Source organism: Pyxidicoccus sp. MSG2, assembly GCF_026626705.1.
GTDB lineage: Bacteria > Myxococcota > Myxococcia > Myxococcales > Myxococcaceae > Myxococcus.
On sequence record NZ_JAPNKC010000001.1, the window covers coordinates 8,133,730 to 8,152,344 of the forward strand.

Genomic DNA, 18,615 nt, shown 5'->3' on the forward strand with positions numbered 1-18,615 from the left:
GGCGCGGAGAGCGGCCTCGCTCCCGAGACGGAAGGCCCGTCCCGCCGCCCGGGCTCCGGCCTGACCGCCCGGCGCTCGTTGCGGGCTGCAAGGAAAGACCGCGCGTGATAGTTGGCCTCGGGTCATGACGAACGAGCTCGACAGGGAGGTCGCCCGCAGGCGCACCTTCGCGATCATCTCCCACCCCGACGCGGGTAAGACCACGCTGACGGAGAAGCTGCTGCTCTACGGCGGCGCCATCCACCTGGCCGGAAGCGTGAAGGCCAAGCGTGCGCGGCGCCACGCCACCTCCGACTGGATGGAGCTGGAGAAGGAGCGCGGCATCTCCGTGACGTCGTCCGTCCTCCAGTTCGTCTACCGCGACCACGCGGTGAACCTGCTGGACACCCCGGGCCACCAGGACTTCTCCGAGGACACCTACCGCACCCTCGCGGCGGCCGACTCGGCGGTGATGCTCATCGACGCCGCGAAGGGCGTCGAGCCGCAGACCAAGAAGCTCTTCAAGGTCTGCCGCCTGCGCGGCATCCCCATCTTCACCTTCGTCAACAAGCTGGACCGGTACGGCCGCGAGCCCCTGGACCTCATGGACGAGCTGGAGCAGGTGCTCGGCATCCGCTCCTACCCGATGAACTGGCCCATCGGCATGGGGCCGGACTTCCGCGGCGTCTATGACCGGAAGGCCCGCGTCGTCCACATCTTCTCCGCCGAGGGCTCGCACGGCGAGTCGGAAGTGGCGGAGCGCTCGGTCTCCATCGACTCGGATGAAATCAAGACCGTCCTCACCGAGGCCGAGCTGGCGAAGCTCCACGGCGACATCGAGTTGCTCGACATCGGCGGCGACGAGTTCACCCGCGAGAAGCACGACTCGGGACAGCTGTCGCCCATGTTCTTCGGCAGCGCGATGACGAACTTCGGCGTGCGCCCCTTCCTGGACGAGTTCCTGGACCTGGCGCCCGCGCCGACGTCCCGTCCCACGAAGACAGGGCCCCGTGAGCCCACAAACCCCAAGTTCGCGGGCTTCGTCTTCAAGATTCAAGCGAACATGGACCCGGCGCACAGAGACCGCATCGCCTTCATGCGCGTGGTCAGCGGCCGCTACACGAAGGGCATGAGCGCCTTCCACTCGCGCCTGGGCAAGGAAGTGCGCCTGGCCAAGCCGAGCCAGTTCATGGCCGCCGAGCGCACGGCGATTGAGGACGCCTGGCCGGGAGACGTCATCGGCCTGTTCGACCCGGGCCAGTACCGCATCGGCGACACGCTGGCCGAGGGCGGCACCGACGTGGAGTTCGAGGGCGTGCCCCGCTTCAGCCCGGAGTTCTTCGCCGTCGTGCGCTCCAAGGACCCGCTGCGTCGCAAGCAGATGGAGAAGGGGCTGGAGCAGCTCTCGGAAGAGGGCACGGTGCAGATCTTCCAGCAGCTTCAGATGGGCATGAAGGACCCCATCGTCGGCGTGGTGGGCGCCCTCCAGTTCGAGGTGCTGCAGTACCGCCTGGAGCACGAGTACGGGGCGAAGATTGCCCTGGACCGGCTGCCCTTCAGCCACGCGCGCTGGGTGGTGGGTACCAACTTCGACCCGAAGTCGTTCGACTGGGAGGGCAACCGCCAGACGGTGCAGGACCGCGATGGCCTGCCCCTGGTGCTCTTCCGCGACGACTGGGCGCTCCAGCACGCCGAGGACAAGCACCCGGAGCTGAAGTTCGTCTCCGAGGCGCCCATGCTGCGGAAGGTGGCGGAAGCGGCCACCGGCTCCTGAGCCGGCGACCGCCGGTGGCGGGTGGCGCCTCCTACTTGTACGGCGCCACCGTGCCGCCGCGGAACGCGGAGTCGCGCAGCACCAGGCCTTCCTTGAAGAGGCGCGCGGCCTTGGGGCCGACGAAGAAGCCCTTGGGGTCGCCCTTGCGGTAGGTCTTCTTCACGAACTCCTCAATCTCCAGGAACAGGAGCCGGAACCTGTCCGGCGCCGCGTTCTTGCGGCCCGTCTGCGCGGTGATGTCCAGCTCCGCCCAGAACTGGCCGCTGAGCAACTCGCCCTCCTCGTTGGGGCGCGAGCGCTCCATGAAGATGACGGGTGAGCGCACCTCGTCGATGCGCCAGTAGCCCTTGTCGGGCCCGCGCTTCACCTTGTCCACGATGGCGGGGCCCAGGTCGCTGGCCACCATGTAGAGGTCCTCGGGCGGAATCTTGGGGAGGTTCTCCAGGCTCGCGCGGAAGGTCTTCCAGTCCTCGGGGACGCGCCGCGGGTAGACCTCCAGCGTGAAGCGCTCCAGGAAGCGGAAGAAGGCGACTTCGTCGTCGGGGGACATGAAGAACTGAAGGACGTTGGCCATCGCGCAGCCCTCATACCCCCGACTGCGTCTTCCGCGAAAGTCCGCCGCGAAGCGCGCTAAGAATCCCCCACATGGATACCTGGCTGCTCTCCCGAATGCAGGAGCTCCGCGATCTCCAGGGCCTCATCGGCCTGGCCACCTGGGACCAGGAGACGTACCTGCCCGCCAAGGCGGGCCCCGCGCGCGCCCACCAGCTCTCCACCGTCCAGGGGCTGTACCACGAGCGACTGGTGGACCCCCGGCTGGGCGAGGCCCTCGCGAAGGCGGCCTCCCAGGACCGCCTCTCGGAGGACGAGCGCGCCATGGTGCGCGTGCTCAGCCGCGAGCGGGAGCGCGAGGTGCGCGTCCCCTCCGCGCTCGTGAAGGCCCTGGCCGAGGCCCAGAGCCGCGCCATCCATGCCTGGCGCGAGGCGCGCAAGGAGAAGCACTTCGCCGTCTTCCAGCCCGCGCTGGGGCGCCTGCTGGAGCTGCGCCGCGAGCAGGCGGACGCCTACGGCCACGGCGGCGAGCGCTACGACGCGCTGCTGGAGGGCCACGAGCCCGGCATGCGCGTGGAGCGGCTCACCCCGGTGCTGGCCGCGCTGCGCGAGCAGCTCATCCCCATGGTGGGCAAGCTCGCCGCCGCGCGCCGCGCCGTGCCCCGCCTCTTCGACGGGCGCCGGTACGACAGGGACGCGCAGTGGGCCTTCACGGTGCGGCTCTTGAAGGACATCGGCTTCGACCTGGAGGCGGGCCGGCAGGACGTCAGCATCCACCCCTTCACCGGCGGCACGCACCCGCAGGACGTGCGCCTCACCACGCACCTGGACGAGTCCAACCCGCTGTCCGCCATCTTCAGCACCATCCACGAGGCGGGCCACGGCCTGTACGAGCAGGGCTTCGCGACCGAGCACTTCCGCACGCCGCTGGCCGCCGCGCCCTCCATGGGCCTGCACGAGTCCCAGTCCCGGCTCTGGGAGAACATCGTCGGCCGGAGCCGGCCCTTCTGGGAGCACTACTTCCCCGGGTTGCGCGCCGCCTTCCCGGACGCCCTGTCCGGCGTGGACGTGGACGGCTTCCACGCGGCCGTCAACGAGGTGAGCCCCTCGCTGATTCGCATCGAGTCCGACGAGGTGACGTACAACCTCCACATCGCCCTGCGCTACGAGCTGGAGCTGCTCCTCGTGCGTGACGAGCTGCCCCTGGCGGACCTTCCCGCGGCATGGAACGCGCGCATGGAGAAGTACCTGGGCGTCGTCCCGCCCGACGACACGCGCGGGGTGCTCCAGGACATCCACTGGGCCTGGGGCGAGCTGGGCTACTTCCCCACGTACTCGCTGGGCAACCTCTACGCGGCGTCCCTGTACCGGGCCGCGGAGCGGGCGCTGCCGGACCTGCACGGCCACCTGCGCCGGGGCGAGCTCCTGCCACTGCGCGACTGGCTGCGCGACAACGTCCACAGCCAGGGCTTCCGCCTGCCAGCCGAGGAGCTGGTGCGGGGCGTGACGGGAAAAGGTCTCACCGACGCGGACTTCCTCGCCTACCTGCGCGAGAAGTACGGCGCGCTGTACGGCGTGACGCTCTGAAGAAGTGTCAGTGGGCGAACAGCAGGGGCCTGCACGCGCGGGCCAACTGCAGCGCGTCGCGGGCGAGCGCGTAGGAGTCCGCGTCCTCCGCGTCCAGCCACGCGGTACGGGCCACGCGGTTGCCCAGCTCGAAGCACAGGCTGGCGGTGCGGCGGGCCAGCCGGCTCTCCTTCTGCAGCGCGCGCACGTTCAGCTCGCACAGCTCCGCACACTGCCGGAGCAGGCGTACCACCTCGCCGCCCATCGGCTGTCCACGGGCCACCATTCGCGCCATGCCTTCCTCGCAGGACGCCTGGCACTGGAGGCTCGCGGCGATGCAACGGGAGATGTCCGCGCGTGCACCGTCCACCCTGGCTCCCAGCATTGCGTGCACCTCCACGAGGAGGACAAAGCTATGCACTCGCGTCCGGTCGGCAACCGGAAGTGGGGGGCCCCGGGGTGCGTGTTCAACGGTGGGCCTTGTGAGCGCCCACCCCCCATACCCCCTCGGGAAATGAGGCGTTCGCGCGAGCACACCTTCCTGCACCGGCTGTCAGTAGCGCGTGAGGAAGCGCTCCAGCCCCGGGCGCAGTGCCGCGCGCTGGGCGATGCAGAGGTCCACGCGCTCCAGCGACTGCGCCAGGGTGCGCTCACCGCCCTCTATCTGCCGCGCATGCGGGCCGAAGAAGTCGGCCACCTGCTGGCGGTGCTCGGCGTCGCAGAAGAAGCTGCCGGTGGCCAATAGCCACGTGGAGATGTCGCGGGGAAGGCGCTGGCGCAGCGGCTCGAAGTGCTCGCGCAGGAAGCCGAAGGCGCCGGCGCGGGTGGGGGGCTCGGAGAGCTGGCCGAAGAGGATGGGCAGCGCTTCGCGTGCGTCCACCTCCGGGGCCAGCAGCAGCTCCAGGCTGGCGCGAGAGAGCGCCGGGTCCTTGAAGGTGCCCAGCGCGCCGAAGATGAGCTCGCGCTCGCGGCCGCTCGGCGTGCTGCGCAGGGCCTCGCGCAGGCGCTGGTGCAGGGCGGCGTCACCCGTGGCCGCGGCGGTGCCGAGCACGGCGGAGGTCGCGTCCAGGGGGAGGGTGCTCCGGTCCTCCAACCAGCGCAGGGCGAGCTTGCGGGCCTCGGCGCGCAGGGCGGCGTCCTCGCCCACGTTGGCCACCATCCACACCAGCAGCGGGCGCAGCATGCGCTGGTCCTCGCTCTCGCCCGGGCGCGACACGAAGCCCAGCCGGCGCGCGAGCGGTCCGAAGAGGCCGCGCACGAAGCGCGCGCGGTGCGGCAGGAGTGAGTCGGGGACGAACTCGTCCCGCACGCTGTCCACCACGCCCACCGCGCCCTGCACCAGGTCCGGGTCCTCCGGGCGCAGCAGCCGCGTGGCCAGCGTGAGCGCCTGCGCCACGTCGAGGTCTCCGCTCGCCACCAGGGCCTGCGCGTCGTCCATCAGCACGCGGCGCTCGGTGATGCTCAAGCCCTGGCCGCCCCGGCGCGCCAGCCGCTCCAGCCCGTCCCCGCGCAAGAGCGCGTGGTAGTAGCCGCGCCCGTCCGCGTTGGGGTGGACCTGCTCCGGGCATGCCTTCGCCTCCTTCAGCACCAGCGTGCCCGTGGGCTCCGCGAGCACCGTGCACGCGCGGGCCCTGGTGCCGCCAGCCGTGTAGACCACGCACACCGGCACCCGCCACGGCGTCGCGCCTTCTCCACCGGGAGAGCCCAGCGGCAGGTAGCGCCGCTGCGCCAGGGCGAGCTGGGGCGGCGCGCCCTGGGGGCACTGGAGCTCCATGGACACGAGCGGCACGCCGGGCTGGTCCAGGAAGGTGGAGAACGCGGGCCCGACGTCGCGGTCCACGGTGGCGGAGAGGGCCTGGAAGAAGTCGTGTGTCGTCGCGCTGCCGCGCGCGTGCGTCTGGAGGTAGCGGCGCACGCCGAGCTGGAAGGCGTCCGGCCCCAGCCAGGACTCGAACATGGCCAGCACCGCGGCGCCCTTGCCGTAGGTGATGCCGTCGAAGGCGCCGTTGATGTCGCCGACGGACTCGATGGGCTGGCGGATGCTGCGGGCGCTGACGAGCTGGTCCTCCGCCATGGCCTGGCCGCGCGCCTCCACGCGGCGCACGTCCCAGCGCCACCCGGGCTGCCACTGCGTGATGATTTTGTACGCGAGCCAGTCCGCGAAGGACTCGTTGAGCCACAGGTCGTCCCACCACGCCATGGTGACGAGGTTGCCGAACCACTGGTGCGCCAGCTCGTGCGCCTGCGTCTCCGCGAAGGCGCGCTGGCGCCACAGCGAGTCCCCCTCCACCGGGCCCAGCATGGACTGCGCGCCGAAGGTGATGAGGCCCGGATGCTCCATGGCGCCGCCCGGCCCGCCGGGCACGGCCAGCACGTCCAGCTTCGCGAAGGGGTAGGGCGTGCCGAACCACTCCTCCAGCCGCTCCAGCAGCGGCGGCGTGACGCGCGCGGCCCAGGCGGCCTCGGCGGCGTGGCCGCGCGGCACCAGCATGCGCACCGGCACGGAGTTGCGGCCCGCCCTGCCCGCATCCACCACGTCGAAGGGGCCCACCGCGAAGGCCACGAGATATGAGGGCAGCGGCGGCGTGGGCCGGAAGCGCACCGTCTTCCAGCCGTCCTCGCCGCGCTCCTCGGCCTCCACCGGCGAGTTGGAGAAGGCGCCGTCCTCCGCGCGCACGCGCAGGGTGAGCTGCCAGGGAAGCTTGAAGCCGGGCTCGTCGAAGCAGGGGAAGGCGCGCCGCGCATACAGCGCCTCGAACTGCGTCATCGCGTACCAGCGGCCGGCGTCCTGCTCGCGGAAGATGCCGGAGTCCTCGTTCGCGAGCGCGCGGCCCGTGTACTCCACGTGTAGCGTGGCGGCGCCGGGGCCCACCGGCTCCTCGGTGACGAAGGCGAGGAACTCCCCCATGGGCAGCGCCGCGACAGGCACCTTGCGGCCATTCACCTCGAGGGTGGCGCTCTCCACCGAGAGCTCCTCGCCATGGAGCCACAGCTCTCGCGTGGCCTCCGTCAGGGTGAGGTCCACGTCCGCCGTGCCGCGGAACGCCTCCTTGCGTGGGTCCAGCTCCAGCGTCACCGCCTGCCGCACCGGGCGGGCCCGCGCGTCCAGCCGCAGCTTCGGCGGAACGAGGGCGCGCGGTCCTTCCTCGGAAGCCACGGCGGAGGACACGGCGTCGCGGGCCGCCACGGGCGCTGCCGGGGCCCTGGGGGAGGGCGGCTCCTGCCGCGTACTCACACAGCCGGCGAGGGTGAGCGCCGTCAGGAGGCACGTGGCCGCGCCGAGGTGTCCGTACCGCATCGGGAAGGTCTCCGCTCGCGGGCCACAACGGCTCGCGGCCTGGGACATTCCACCACTCGCCCCTTCATGGCGATAGCGTCCCCGAGGGTGTCAGGCGTGACGCGGGAGGGCATGAAGCGACTGCATCACCCTCGGAGGGGAGAAGATTGCGGTGACGGTGTCACCGCATGTGTCAGCCGTTGAGCACGGGGTGCCTGGCGAGCAGCTCGAGGAGCGCTGGCCCGTACAGCCGCACCCGCTTCTCGCCGAAGTAGGGCACCTGGGCCAGCTCCTCCACGTCCCTGGGCGGCCGGCCCGCGAGCACGTCGAGGATGGGGTTGGGCAGCACCGCGCTGGGCGTCACCTTGCGCTCGGTGGCCTTCTCCACGCGGAACTGCTTGAGGGCGTCCTCGCGCTTGCGCCGGTTCACGTCCCGGGGCCCCTTGGCCTCGCGCTCGGGCTCCAGCTCGCCCTTGCGCGACTTCTCCACCAGCTCGCGCACCACGCCGAGCACCTCGTCGCCATACGTGCGGACGAAGGAGCCGCGCACGCCGGCCATGCGCGCCAGCTCGCGGGGATTGGCGGGCAGCTTCACGGCGATGTCGCCCATCGCCATGTTGGAGAGCATGCGCCCCATGGGGACGTTCTCCTTCTCCGCCCACTCCAGCCGCTTGCGGTGCAGCGCGTGGGCAATGGCGTTGGCCAGGGCCATCTGCGCGGGGTTCAGCCCGGCGCGCGGCAGCTTGGGCTTGAAGTCCGCGCCCACGTCGGGCCGCGCCACCGCCTCGTCACACAGGCGCACGCAGTCCAGCAGCACCTCTTCCAGGATGTCCGCCTCCCGGCAGGCGTCGCGGACGTTGCGGCCCAGCTCGCAGAGGTAGCGCACGTCGTTGGCGATGTACTCGCGCATGCCGGCGGGCAGCGGGCGGATGGAGAAGTCCGACTGCTGGTGCTCCTTGGGCAGGTCCACCCCCAGCCGCTCGCGGGCGACGTCGGCCAGGCCCACCTTGGGCCAGCCCAGCAGCGTGGCCGCCCGGTGGGTATCGAACAGGCCCTGCACCCGGACGCCCACCTCGGCGAGGAACTGCAGGTCTCCTTGCGCGGCGTGGAAGAACTTGGTGCGCGCCGGGTCGGCCATCAGCGGGGCGAGCAGGCGGGCCTCCACCCCGGGCTGGAGGGTGTCGAAGAGGAAGACGTCGTCGTCGGTGGCGAGCTGGAGGAAGCACAGCCGGGCGCGGAAGGCGTGCATGGAGTCCGCCTCCAGGTCCACGGCAATCTCGCGAGCCTCCTCGAGCTTGCGCGTGGCGCTCTGCGCACCAGCGGAATCCACCACATCCACGGCACCCTGCGGGTAGGTCGGCATCGGGCTGGGCAGGCTAGCGGACCAGGGCTTCCCTTTGAGGTGTTTTTTCCCGGGCCGCCGCTAGGATGGCCACGCCGATGAACGACGTCCAGCGCCTGGAGAAGAGTCTGCTTGGCCACATGGGCCGGGCTATCGCGGACCACCGCCTCATCGAGGCGGGGGACCGCATCATGGTGGGCGTGTCGGGAGGCAAGGACTCCTACACGATGCTCCATCTGCTGCGGGAGCTGCAGCGGCGAGCGCCCGTGAAATTCGAGCTGCTGGCAGTGAACCTGGACCAGGGCCACCCCGGCTTCCCCGCGGACAAGCTGGAGGGCTACTTCCAGCGCGAGGGCTACGCCTACAAGATGCTGAAGGAGGACACCTACAGCATCGTCCTGGAGAAGACGCCTCCCGGGAAGACGCAGTGCTCGGTGTGCTCGCGGATGCGCCGCGGCATCCTCTACACGGCGGCGGTGGAGCTGGGCTGCACCAAGATTGCCCTCGGCCACCACCGGGACGACCTCATCCACACGCTGCTGCTCAACCTCTTCTTCGCCGGCTCCATCAAGGCGATGCCGCCGTTGCTCCACAGTGACGACGGGCGCAACGTGGTCATCCGGCCGCTGTGCTACGCACCGGAGAAGGACATCGCGAAGTTCGCGGAGTTGATGCAGTTCCCCATCATCCCCTGTGATTTGTGCGGCACGCAGGAGAACCTCCAGCGCAAGCGGATGCAGCGCCTGGTGGAGGAATTGGGCAAGGAGATTCCGAACGTCCGTCAGAGCGTGCTCAACGCGATGATGAACGTGCGGCCGACGCACCTGCTGGACAAGGCGCTCAACCCCGACCCGCTGCACGCGCGGGAAGAGGGGGCGCCGACGACGGATTCGAACGACACGCAAGGGAGCGCCAGCCCATGGCTCGAGAGCAGGCAGTAAAAGCGCGCAACGACCGCAACGGCGCGCTGGTGGAGGCGATGCTGCTGGCCGCGATGGCCGACGGCCGGGTGTCGCAGCGGGAGATGCAGACGCTGCTCAGCCGCGTGCTGGAGCGGCCGGAGTTCGAGGGCACGAAGCCCGACGAATTGAACGCGCTGGTGGAGACGAGCGCGGCGCGGCTGTCCGAGGCCAAGGACCTGGAGGAGGTGCTGGCCTCGCTGCGGCGCCGGCTGCCGGACCACAAGAACCGGATGCTGGCCTTCGGGCTGGCGGCGGCGGTGGCGCTGGCGGACCAGCGGGCCACGCGCAATGAGCTGGGCCTCTTGAAGACGTTCCAGGCCGCGCTGGGCATCTCCGAGGACGAGGTGGCGCAAATCATCGACGTCATCGAGAACGGCGGCAGCCTGGCGGAGGCGCTGGGCGAGCCCCTGGAGCGCCTGTTCGCGGAGGTCATGGTGCTGGTGAGCGCCGCGGACGGGAAGCTGAAGGAAGCGGAGGCCCGGGCGCTGGTGGAGAGCTTCGCGGCGGACCCCCTCTTCGAGAACGTCAGCCCGGAGCGCGCGCAGAACTTCGTCAGCGAGGCGGTGGTGGCCCTGGCGGCGGAGGGGCTGCCCCAGCGACTCCAGGTGCTGGCCCACGGGCTGACCACGCACACCCAGCGGGTGAAGGCCTACCGGCTGGCGACGAAGATTGCCCACGCGGGCGGCGAGCCGAGCCTGGCGGAGCAGCGCATCCTGGACATGCTCCAGGCGACTTTCGGGCTGGCCGACGACGAAGTGGCGCGACTGGGCAGGGAGGGGTAGTTAGGGGACTGCATGACCCTGCAAGTCCCATCCGGGCCCCGGCACACATTCCGCTTCGGGTTGCCTCCTTCGCTGGGCAACGAGACGGCGCGGGAGCGCGCGGAGCGGCTCGCGGCCTTCCTCCAGCGGGCCCTGGGCAAGGGGGTGGAGGTGTCCGTGGCGTCCAGCTACGAGACGCTCGCCAAGGACCTCTTGTCCGGGCGGGCGGACGCGGCCTGGGCGCCGCCCTTCGTCTGCGCGCGGATGGAGGCGATGGGCGTGCGGGTGGTGGTGCGCGGGGTGCGCCGGGGCATGTCCTCCTACCGGTCGGCGCTGGTGTGCCGGGCGGGAGCGGGGCTGACGGTGGAGCGGCTGAAGGGCACCACGGCGGCGTGGGTGGACCGGGATTCGGTGGCGGGCTACCTGCTGCCCACCGCGTACCTCAAGGCGCAGGGGCACGAGCCCACACGGGCCTTCACCGCGCAGCAATTCACCGGCTCGTACCGGGGCGCGCTGGAGGCGGTGCTGGACGGCAAGGCGGACGTGGCGAGCGTCTTCTGCCCGCCGGCCTCCACGGGCCTGACGTTCGCCACGGGTGTGGAGGACGTGCTGGGCCCTGGCGCGGGGCGCCGCTTCGAGCTGATTGCGTACACTGACGAGGCGCCCAATGACGGGGTGCCCGTGGCCATGGGGCTGCCGCCGGAGCTCGTGGGCACGCTGGAGTCCTCGCTGCTGGGCCTGCAGGCGTCGGCGGAGGGGCAGGCGCTGCTGAAGGACATCTTCAACGCGGACCGCTTCGAGCCCGCGCCGCGCATGGGCTACCGGGCGCTGTACCGGGTGGCGCTGGCGAGCCTGTAGGGGCTGGCCGCTTTTGCCCAATTTTATCTTAGACTCAGGCCGATGGCATACCTTACCCCCTACGTTGTGGCTCGCGCCGCACGTGCCTTGTTTAAGGCAAGCGACTCGACGTTCTTCATATTCCTCTGCATGAAGGCGGCGGGCATTAGCACTGTTGCGCCGATCACTATTCAGAGTACCGAGCCGACTGGCAACGGTATTGAGCTGATCGCCCAACAGCCCCCTGGGTTTGATGACTTGGTGATAAGGAACCTCGACAGGTTCAGCACCGATTCCTCACGGGGGCTACCAACGCGGCCAGAGGGGCGCGAGAGGGTGGGATCGACATACTCGTTATACGTACCAGTGAATGATAATGCTCGGTACCTACTACGCAAATCTGACGTATGGCGTGCCGTCATCTGGACCCAAATGGAGGGCCTTGCGAGCGGCTCAGTCAATAATGGGAACAACCTCACGCATGGCGACAAGTCGAAAATTTACGCCGTTGTCAAGCATGGGGAGGGCAGGGGTTCGAGTCTCGCCATCAGTCTAGTCCCAGGTTACGAGCAAATCGCTATGTGGAACTTCGGCCCGGAAGGAGTGCCCGTACAGCTCTCCTTACGAGCTCTGGCCATCTGGGTTCACCGTATGGCGGATTTGCCTGGAACGACGACGATAGAGAGTCTCGTCGAGGCGACTGTGCAAAAACTGCATTTGACGCCTCTCGAGCGGGACGTAATGTTTTATGAGGATCTGGCGATAACTATTTCTCCAGCAGACTTCGGCCCGCAATCGTCCATCGAAGATTACTTTGAGACGCTCTGTCTTCCGTCGACGTCTGCACTTGAGCCTCTGTCGGTTGCGCCAACGCCAGCGAGCTCCCCAAAGCTTGTTAGACTGATGAATCTTGATGCCAAGCAATTTGACTACAGGGCACGGATGCTCGACTTGAGAACCACTATGCCGCATGACTGGGTGCCCGAGAACGCCACGAAAGCCCTCCTTCAAGACGGCTACCGGAACATCCTGCTCTATGGGCCTCCGCGCACGGGGAAGACCCACGCGGCCTTTCAAATTGCCGCAGATTACCTCGGTGTAGTGTCGGGCACTCTCCGAAATGATGAGCGCTTTAAACAGGTGCAGTTCCACCATGCCTGGGGATATGGCGACTTCATTCGCAAGATTTCGCCTACAACGGTGAATGGTACAGTCGCCTTTAAGCTGCAGAATGGGGTGTTTCTTGAACACTGCCTGAAGCATCCTAGTGGGAAGTCTGTCTTCTTGATCGAGGAACTCACCCGGGCGGAGTTGGCGCAGGTGCTCGGAGAGGCCTTCCAAGTATTTGAGGAAGGCTACCGTGGGATTAAGGTGTCACTGCCTGCGAGTTTGGTGGGAGAGGGGAGAGATCGGATTGAACACCTTATTGTTCCTCCTGAGATGCTCATTATTGCCACGGCTAACAGCGTAGATCGCTCAACGACGGGCTTGGATATCGCCTTGCTTGAGCGTTTCGCAAGTGTCGAGATGCCCTACCGCCCCAACGAGGTCTACAAGACATTGTTGAGCAAGGGATGGCGCGAAGATCAGGCAGAGACATTTGTCTCAATGATCGGAGAGGCAGCTAAAGCCACGGGGTTCCCCGTCGGACACGCCCTCTTTTATAGTATTGGTGTTCCGGGAGCAGCTTGGCGTTTCTATCATGCGAAGATACGAGCGGTGCTAGACTTCTACTTGACTGAGTATGAGAGAGAGAAACTCGTAGCGGTGGATCATCTATTCAGTGATTGGTACAGCAAATGGGTCCGAGCGTAGGTTCCGCTGTAGTTACTGAATTGCATGATGGCCTTCGGGACGTCGCTATCCGAGAAGTAGGTCGGTTTGAGGTGCCCTACGATGTTCTGTCCGGGCAGCGCCTGCTCGCGTCGGCGCTTGAGATTGTCAAAGTCTCCATCGGACAGGGCGGGACATACGTTCTTGAGACGGATGCCAGTGTTGTTACGACCGAGATGCTCACTGAGAAAGTGCGCCTGCGTGTCCTGCCCAAAGTGAGCTTTGATGCACTGCATGTGCTTCTGGAATGGTCAGAACACGATCCCCATCCGGTGTCGGGCCCCCCGGTCTCCGTAGATGTCCGCGAGGGCGGAAGCCTTCATGATTTTCTCGCAGCGCGGCTTCTCTTGGCCATGGAGAGTGTCCTGAAGCAGGGATGGATGCCTCGCGTACAGACACGGGTAGCCATCCTGGAAGACGTGCGGGGTGAACTCGACCCTATTGGAACCTACGAGCGAATCTACGGGCAGCAGGAATTGCGGTTCGTTCAGCAGGTACGTTTGACGGATCACGATGGTGCAGCGAATCGTGTGTTGAAGACAGCGCTGCGCGCCGTTGCGCTCGCCGGACCGCGTATAGTTCCTGAGTTGGTGGGCAAGGCAGGGGCAATGCTCGCCGGTATGCCACGTCTTCATGCGTTCCGATCGGCAGGAGAGGCGCTTTCGGTCTGTGAAGAGCTGCTTGGTCGCAGGCGAATACATCCAAGCCGCGGATACTATTACCCCGCGCTCTACTCAGCGGAGATGCTGCTGCGAGGAGCGCAACGCGCCGCAGGCCCAGCTGCGCTTCTCGAAGACACTCCACTTCGCGTCAACATGCCTGTGGTCTTTGAAAGTGCGGTACGCAATGTGGTCGCAGCCGCGCTACGGTCTCAGTATCAGGTCTCAAAAGAAGCCGATGTCCGGCTGTACGAAGCCGGAGCGCCACCTGACTTCAATCCACTCCTTGAGCCTGACATCGTGGTGCGCCCGTTTGGGAGACCAAGTGAGTGTGTCGCTTTACTGGATGCTAAGTACAAAGAACGTCCGTCTGCGTCGGACCACTACCAACTCGCGGCTTATTCCGAGGCCTACGGCGCCCAATTGGCCGGGTTTGTTTCCGTGACGGATCTTCCCGGCCAAGAAGGCGAGTGGCGCACTGCGAAGTCGATGAGCCACATTAATGTATTCGAGTATAAAATATACTCGGGCGAGGTCAAACGAAGCTTACAGACATTTGGCACTTGGCTGTGCCGACGCCTTAAAGATTAAAGGAGCTTGGCTTGTAGGGCAGGTATGCTGGTTCGTTTCTCTTCAGCTTCGGACTCTCTGTCGACTAAGTGAAGGCGGGCTTTTTCCACTCGGGCTTTCGCGATCGCTAAGTACTTCGCTGAGATGTCGAATCCAATGGATCGTCGGCCCAGTAGACGTGCGGCCACATTCGTCGTGCCCGAGCCGACAAATGGATCAAGGACAAGGTCTCCAGGCTTTGTCGAAAGTGCAATGCAGCGGCCTGGCAGGGCGACTGGAAATTGCGCTCCATGCCCGTCCAGCCCGCTTGCCGTCGAGAAGTGCCAGATATCCGTGATCTTCTCAGCCTCAAATCGGGGATTGCGACCACCAACTGCGGGGGCGTGCCGAAGGAAAGCCTGCTTGTCAAAATACGGCGTTCGCTCAATGGAGAGATGCAGGATGTATTCCATCTCGCGCGTAACCCTGCTCTCGACGGTTTCTGGAAGGGAGCCGTTCTTCTTCCACGCAATGGTGCTCTTTAGGTAGTAGCCGATTCTAGAGAGACGGCTCGCAACTCGCCCGGGGATCAGGCACTGCTCACCATCTTTCAGAAACGAATGCCCAGCGCTATAGCGACGGCAGGCATGATCCTTCCAGCCTTTGGTATCCTGTCCCTTCATAGCTCTCAGCGTCTCAGCTGCGTTCCCGCGAATCTGGGTGCGCGTGTTGTATGCGTCCATGAGATTCCACCAGACAGAGCCGGTCTTCGAGAGCGCAGGTTTGAGCCAGAACAGAAACTCGACCGTATGGCGAATGAATCCCTCGGGAGTCTGTTCCGAGCCCAGAGCACAGGTCTCCCCATCAGCCCAAGCGTGCTCGTATGCATGGTCGTACAGGCGCATCCCCCAATAAGGGGTCGACGTCACAACGCACTGCACTGAGCCAGGTGGGAGTGACGCAATTAGGTCCACTGCATTGCCTTGGACCAACTGAAAGCTTCGCTCCGGGAGTGGGCCGGCCTTAGGGCGTTCATGCGCTGAAAGTAAGAACGAAGGAATACGGCTTCTTGGGACGAAGGTCTCGGCGAAGGCGTCTTGGTCGAGGAGTAGTAGAACCTGCGCTAGGGTGATGCAAGTCACCCTGGCACCGAGGACTTTGTTAATGAAACTCCGACTCATGCCAACGAGCGCGGAGACAAGATCAACATCGAAGCCTTGCTTCAATTGTTCGCTCGTGAATTCTCGCTTGATCGAGGCTACAGGGGTCTTCGGATGGATGTCGCGCATTTCGTGAGTAGTCGGAGCTATAGAGGGTGACGATGTAATGGGTTTCGTGCCAGGGATCCTACCTAGAAAGTACGCCCTCTATAAACGCCGGGTCTGACATCTGCTAGCCGGGATGCCGTCAAGGGGCTCTCTACGAGGGAGAGCGCGACGAAGAGAGCAGCACATGCCCATGTGCCTCCGTAGACCTGCCGCGATGTTTCCGGCGTCGTCATATGTACTTCTCGCCATGCTGTAAACGCCCGGACTGAGGGACATCCATCGCCATGGTGCCCCAGTAAGCGGGCTGGTTGGGCCTGGGCTGTGGCGGAAGGCGTGGACCCGTAGCGTTTCCAGAAATCCATGTGCTCTCAGACGCTTATGGGTTGTTGATGGCTGCTGTTCGGTTCTTTCCATGGATTGAGGGCTAAGTATGCGCAGGGGCAAGTTTTTCTCTCGCCAGGAGGAGCTATTTCCGCGTACCGGTCGGCGCTGGTGTGCCGGGCGGGAGCGGGGCTGACGGTGGAGCGGCTGAAGGGCACCACGGCGGCGTGGGTGGACCGGGATTCGGTGGCGGGCTACCTGCTGCCCACCGCGTACCTCAAGGCGCAGGGGCACGAGCCCACACGGGCCTTCACCGCGCAGCAATTCACCGGCTCGTACCGGGGCGCGCTGGAGGCGGTGCTGGACGGCAAGGCGGACGTGGCGAGCGTCTTCTGCCCGCCGGCCTCCACGGGCCTGACGTTCGCCACGGGTGTGGAGGACGTGCTGGGCCCTGGCGCGGGGCGCCGCTTCGAGCTGATTGCGTACACTGACGAGGCGCCCAATGACGGGGTGCCCGTGGCCATGGGGCTGCCGCCGGAGCTCGTGGGCACGCTGGAGTCCTCGCTGCTGGGCCTGCAGGCGTCGGCGGAGGGGCAGGCGCTGCTGAAGGACATCTTCAACGCGGACCGCTTCGAGCCCGCGCCGCGCATGGGCTACCGGGCGCTGTACCGGGTGGCGCTGGCGAGCCTGTAGGGGCCCGCGCCGGCTTGTCGTAGCGGCCATGGCGGGCTTGACTGCACGGGCATGCGTCTCCTCCTTCGCCGCCTGTGCCTCACGGGAGCCGTCCTCCTCGCCGGTTGTGGCGGTATCCGCCAGGGCCTCGCGGAGGAGGGGTACCTGCAACAGCAGCTCTATGACTATGCCTACGACGTCCCCCTCGACAGCCTCTGGACCGGGGCGAAGGAGCTGACGGGGCGCGGCGAGGAGGCGACGGAGCAGGGTGTGCGCACCTTCTCCGTGCCCGCGCTCAACGGGGAGGGGGACGTTCCGGAGTCCTACGGGCTCCTGCTCCGGGGCTGGGAGTCGGAGGGGCGCAGCTACGTGCGCGTCTTCCGTGTCCGCCAGGGCGACCCGGCGCCGAATCTCTCGGACCCCGCGGCCCGCGCGGTGGAGCTGGAGCTGCGGCTCCTCGAACGCTTCCACCCCGAGGACGCGCGGAGGTTCCAGGAGGGTGCGCGCCTCGCTGGGCAACGCGCCCGGTAGTGCTCACTCCAACTGCACGACGAGCACCGCGGGCCTGCCGGAGGAGATGTCCACCTCGCGCACCTGCTCCCGGGCTCCCGTCCGGATTCGCACCACCTGCCGCCCCTTCGGTACTGACAGGCGCACGACCTGGAACTCGGCGGGGAGGCTGAGCCAGCCCTGGGCCATCCGGTTGTTCACCTCCGCCACCCGGCGGATGACCAGCGCCGCCCCCACCGGAGGAACCAGCAGCCAGCTCACCACCGTGCCCAGATTCACGGCGACTGACGGTGCCCGCTCGGTGTCGGCGAGCGCCCCGAGCGCGCCACGGCGGAGCAGCAGGTTCTCCAGCGAGGTGACGGTCTCCGCCGTCTGAGACTGGCCGGCCACTTCGACCCGGGCCTTCTCATGGGACCAGCTCCGCGCACAGACGGACCAGACCTGGGTGCCGCCACGGGACAGCAGGCAGCGCTCGGGGATGCGGCCAGCCTCCACGAAGACGACCAGCTCCCCCGCCTCAGGCGTGGCGGGCACCGTCGAATCCGCCAGGAGCCGCTTCAGCTCTGGCAGCTCCGGGCGCGCCAGCCGCCGGGCCTCCGCGACGAGCTTCGGCGGCAGGTGCGTCAGCTGCGAGGGCGCTCCCGGGGGCGCCAGGCGGGTGACGCGCCAGGCGTCCAGGTAGTCGATGAACGCCGACTCCTCGTTTCCCGCCAGCTCGTGCGCCAGCGCGCTCACGTACAGGCCGAATGCGAGCCGCTCCAGGTACGCACGGAAGTCCTCGTCGAAGGCAACCAGCGCGAGGCTCTGCTCCAGCTCCGTGCGGTGTCGTGCCTCCAGGTGCTGTCGTAGGTGCAGCGCGTCCGTGAGCCGGGCCTCCACCGCCGCTTCCTCCGGCCGGCCGAGCAGGAGGAAGTTGAGCGCGTTCAGGGTGTGCAGCGCCTGGCGCTCCAGCGTCCCCATCCGCCAGGGCGCGCGCCCGAAGAGCTCCTCGGACAGCCGCACCGTCTCGCGCTCGTCCGCGAGCTCCGCCGCCTCCTGGAGAGCCCGGGTGCTCTGCTCCCACTCGCCGGCCCGGTGCAGCAGGGCGCCCCGGTCCGCCACCACCAGCAGCCGGTCCAGCGACTCGCGTCCCGCCTCGGCGTCCAGCTCCCGCAGGGCCTCGGGATACTGTTCCGCCTCGGCCAATGCCTGGACCCGGGCGGTGTGGCGCACGTAGCTCGGTGTGCAGGCGCCCAGCGCGAGCACGAGCACGAGCAGGAGCCCGACACCGTGGATGGAGTGGGGGAGGGCCATGGCGGTCCATATGCTAACCCGTGTCGCATTTCTCCAATGCAGGCCCGTGGGCATGGCGGCAGGATGCGCGCATGACCGAGCTCAAGAGCTACGAAGGCGGCTGTCACTGCGGGAAGGTCCGCTACTCCGTGAAGCTGGACCTGTCCAAGCCCACGGTGGCGTGCAATTGCTCCATCTGCCAGAAGACGGGGACGATGCTCAGCTTCGTGCCCGTGGAGAACTTCACGCTGAAGTCCGGGGAGAAGGACCTCACCGACTACCAGTTCAACAAGAAGGTCATCCACCACCTGTTCTGCTCCACGTGCGGCGTGCGCTCGTTCGCGCGCGGCACGGGCCCGGATGGCAAGGAGATGCGCGCCATCAACGTGCGCTGCCTGGACGGCGTGGAGCTCGACAGCTTGAACGTGATGAAGTTCAACGGCAGGGACCGGTAGGCCTGCCGGTCCTGGAGAAGCGGGCT

At 67.2% G+C, this 18,615-nt stretch carries 16 protein-coding genes; 10 read left to right on the forward strand and 6 right to left on the reverse strand.

All coding sequences use genetic code 11. The features are described 5' to 3' along the window. Positions 1 to 124 precede the first annotated feature (124 nt). Positions 125 to 1,753, forward strand: coding sequence for a peptide chain release factor 3 (locus tag OV427_RS31910; protein ID WP_267859980.1), 1,629 nt, complete (start codon positions 125 to 127; stop codon positions 1,751 to 1,753). A 31-nt stretch (positions 1,754 to 1,784) separates the two neighbouring features. Here the strand turns inward: OV427_RS31910 and OV427_RS31915 are convergent, their stop codons facing one another. Continuing rightward, on the reverse strand, positions 1,785 to 2,327 hold the full coding sequence (locus OV427_RS31915) for a hypothetical protein (protein WP_267859981.1): 543 nt from the start codon (positions 2,325 to 2,327) through the stop codon (positions 1,785 to 1,787). Between the two features lie 71 nt (positions 2,328 to 2,398). On the opposite strand from OV427_RS31915, the gene OV427_RS31920 reads away from it, so the two are divergent. Further along, complete coding sequence (locus OV427_RS31920) at positions 2,399 to 3,892, forward strand: carboxypeptidase M32 (RefSeq protein WP_267859982.1); 1,494 nt, start codon at positions 2,399 to 2,401, stop codon at positions 3,890 to 3,892. 7 nt (positions 3,893 to 3,899) lie between these two features. Here the strand turns inward: OV427_RS31920 and OV427_RS31925 are convergent, their stop codons facing one another. The 3 genes from OV427_RS31925 to OV427_RS31935 form a co-directional block, all read right to left on the reverse strand. Then, on the reverse strand, positions 3,900 to 4,256 hold the full coding sequence (locus tag OV427_RS31925; RefSeq protein ID WP_267859983.1) for a hypothetical protein: 357 nt from the start codon (positions 4,254 to 4,256) through the stop codon (positions 3,900 to 3,902). Between the two features lie 168 nt (positions 4,257 to 4,424). Next, positions 4,425 to 7,169 (reverse strand): M1 family metallopeptidase, encoded by a 2,745-nt coding sequence (locus tag OV427_RS31930; RefSeq protein ID WP_267859984.1) that lies wholly within the window; start codon positions 7,167 to 7,169, stop codon positions 4,425 to 4,427. A 172-nt stretch (positions 7,170 to 7,341) separates the two neighbouring features. After that, positions 7,342 to 8,511, reverse strand: coding sequence for a ribonuclease D (locus OV427_RS31935; protein ID WP_267859985.1), 1,170 nt, complete (start codon positions 8,509 to 8,511; stop codon positions 7,342 to 7,344). A gap of 65 nt (positions 8,512 to 8,576) precedes the next feature. On the opposite strand from OV427_RS31935, the gene ttcA reads away from it, so the two are divergent. The 5 genes from ttcA to OV427_RS31960 all read left to right on the forward strand — a co-directional run bounded on the left by ttcA (position 8,577) and on the right by OV427_RS31960 (position 14,133). Continuing rightward, positions 8,577 to 9,431, forward strand: a complete 855-nt coding sequence (gene ttcA / locus OV427_RS31940; RefSeq protein WP_267859986.1) for a tRNA 2-thiocytidine(32) synthetase TtcA — start codon at positions 8,577 to 8,579, stop codon at positions 9,429 to 9,431. Beyond that, entirely contained in the window at positions 9,410 to 10,234 is an 825-nt protein-coding gene (locus OV427_RS31945) for a tellurite resistance TerB family protein (protein WP_267859987.1), read from the forward strand. Before ttcA ends, OV427_RS31945 begins: the two co-directional genes overlap by 22 nt. A gap of 12 nt (positions 10,235 to 10,246) precedes the next feature. Then, complete coding sequence (locus tag OV427_RS31950) at positions 10,247 to 11,071, forward strand: phosphate/phosphite/phosphonate ABC transporter substrate-binding protein (RefSeq protein ID WP_267859988.1); 825 nt, start codon at positions 10,247 to 10,249, stop codon at positions 11,069 to 11,071. A gap of 42 nt (positions 11,072 to 11,113) precedes the next feature. Next, positions 11,114 to 12,865, forward strand: a complete 1,752-nt coding sequence (locus OV427_RS31955) for an AAA family ATPase (RefSeq protein WP_267859989.1) — start codon at positions 11,114 to 11,116, stop codon at positions 12,863 to 12,865. Between the two features lie 71 nt (positions 12,866 to 12,936). Beyond that, a complete protein-coding gene (locus tag OV427_RS31960; RefSeq protein WP_267859990.1) occupies positions 12,937 to 14,133 on the forward strand; it encodes a 5-methylcytosine restriction system specificity protein McrC in 1,197 nt (398 codons plus the stop codon). Here the strand turns inward: OV427_RS31960 and OV427_RS31965 are convergent. Next, positions 14,130 to 15,380, reverse strand: coding sequence for a DNA-methyltransferase (locus OV427_RS31965; protein ID WP_267859991.1), 1,251 nt, complete (start codon positions 15,378 to 15,380; stop codon positions 14,130 to 14,132). The two genes, OV427_RS31960 and OV427_RS31965, sit on opposite strands and share 4 nt — an antisense overlap. 375 nt (positions 15,381 to 15,755) lie before the next feature. Between OV427_RS31965 and OV427_RS31970 the strand changes: the two genes are divergently transcribed. Beyond that, the gene (locus tag OV427_RS31970; RefSeq protein ID WP_267863515.1) at positions 15,756 to 16,373 is read left to right on the forward strand and encodes a phosphate/phosphite/phosphonate ABC transporter substrate-binding protein; all 618 of its coding nucleotides are present in this window, start codon (positions 15,756 to 15,758) and stop codon (positions 16,371 to 16,373) included. 51 nt (positions 16,374 to 16,424) lie between these two features. Beyond that, entirely contained in the window at positions 16,425 to 16,883 is a 459-nt protein-coding gene (locus OV427_RS31975; protein ID WP_267859992.1) for a hypothetical protein, read from the forward strand. Between the two features lie 3 nt (positions 16,884 to 16,886). On the opposite strand, the gene OV427_RS31980 is transcribed toward OV427_RS31975, so the two are convergent. After that, positions 16,887 to 18,155, reverse strand: a complete 1,269-nt coding sequence (locus OV427_RS31980; protein ID WP_267859993.1) for a hypothetical protein — start codon at positions 18,153 to 18,155, stop codon at positions 16,887 to 16,889. Positions 18,156 to 18,226: 71 nt separating this feature from the next. Here OV427_RS31980 and OV427_RS31985 point away from each other — a divergent pair, with 71 nt between their 5' ends. Continuing rightward, entirely contained in the window at positions 18,227 to 18,589 is a 363-nt protein-coding gene (locus tag OV427_RS31985; protein ID WP_267859994.1) for a GFA family protein, read from the forward strand. Positions 18,590 to 18,615: the final 26 nt, after the last annotated feature.

Bases quoted from the DNA above. Each gene is read 5' to 3' on its own strand.
- OV427_RS31910 (WP_267859980.1), top strand. From the start codon at position 125: ATGACGAACGAGCTCGACAGGGAGGTCGCCCGCAGGCGCACCTTCGCG.
- OV427_RS31915 (WP_267859981.1), bottom strand. From the start codon at position 2,327: ATGGCCAACGTCCTTCAGTTCTTCATGTCCCCCGACGACGAAGTCGCC.
- OV427_RS31920 (WP_267859982.1), top strand. From the start codon at position 2,399: ATGGATACCTGGCTGCTCTCCCGAATGCAGGAGCTCCGCGATCTCCAG.
- OV427_RS31925 (WP_267859983.1), bottom strand. From the start codon at position 4,256: ATGCTGGGAGCCAGGGTGGACGGTGCACGCGCGGACATCTCCCGTTGC.
- OV427_RS31930 (WP_267859984.1), bottom strand. From the start codon at position 7,169: ATGCGGTACGGACACCTCGGCGCGGCCACGTGCCTCCTGACGGCGCTC.
- OV427_RS31935 (WP_267859985.1), bottom strand. From the start codon at position 8,511: ATGCCGACCTACCCGCAGGGTGCCGTGGATGTGGTGGATTCCGCTGGT.
- ttcA (WP_267859986.1), top strand. From the start codon at position 8,577: ATGGCCACGCCGATGAACGACGTCCAGCGCCTGGAGAAGAGTCTGCTT.
- OV427_RS31945 (WP_267859987.1), top strand. From the start codon at position 9,410: ATGGCTCGAGAGCAGGCAGTAAAAGCGCGCAACGACCGCAACGGCGCG.
- OV427_RS31950 (WP_267859988.1), top strand. From the start codon at position 10,247: ATGACCCTGCAAGTCCCATCCGGGCCCCGGCACACATTCCGCTTCGGG.
- OV427_RS31955 (WP_267859989.1), top strand. From the start codon at position 11,114: ATGGCATACCTTACCCCCTACGTTGTGGCTCGCGCCGCACGTGCCTTG.
- OV427_RS31965 (WP_267859991.1), bottom strand. From the start codon at position 15,380: ATGCGCGACATCCATCCGAAGACCCCTGTAGCCTCGATCAAGCGAGAA.
- OV427_RS31975 (WP_267859992.1), top strand. From the start codon at position 16,425: ATGCGTCTCCTCCTTCGCCGCCTGTGCCTCACGGGAGCCGTCCTCCTC.
- OV427_RS31980 (WP_267859993.1), bottom strand. From the start codon at position 18,155: ATGGCCCTCCCCCACTCCATCCACGGTGTCGGGCTCCTGCTCGTGCTC.
- OV427_RS31985 (WP_267859994.1), top strand. From the start codon at position 18,227: ATGACCGAGCTCAAGAGCTACGAAGGCGGCTGTCACTGCGGGAAGGTC.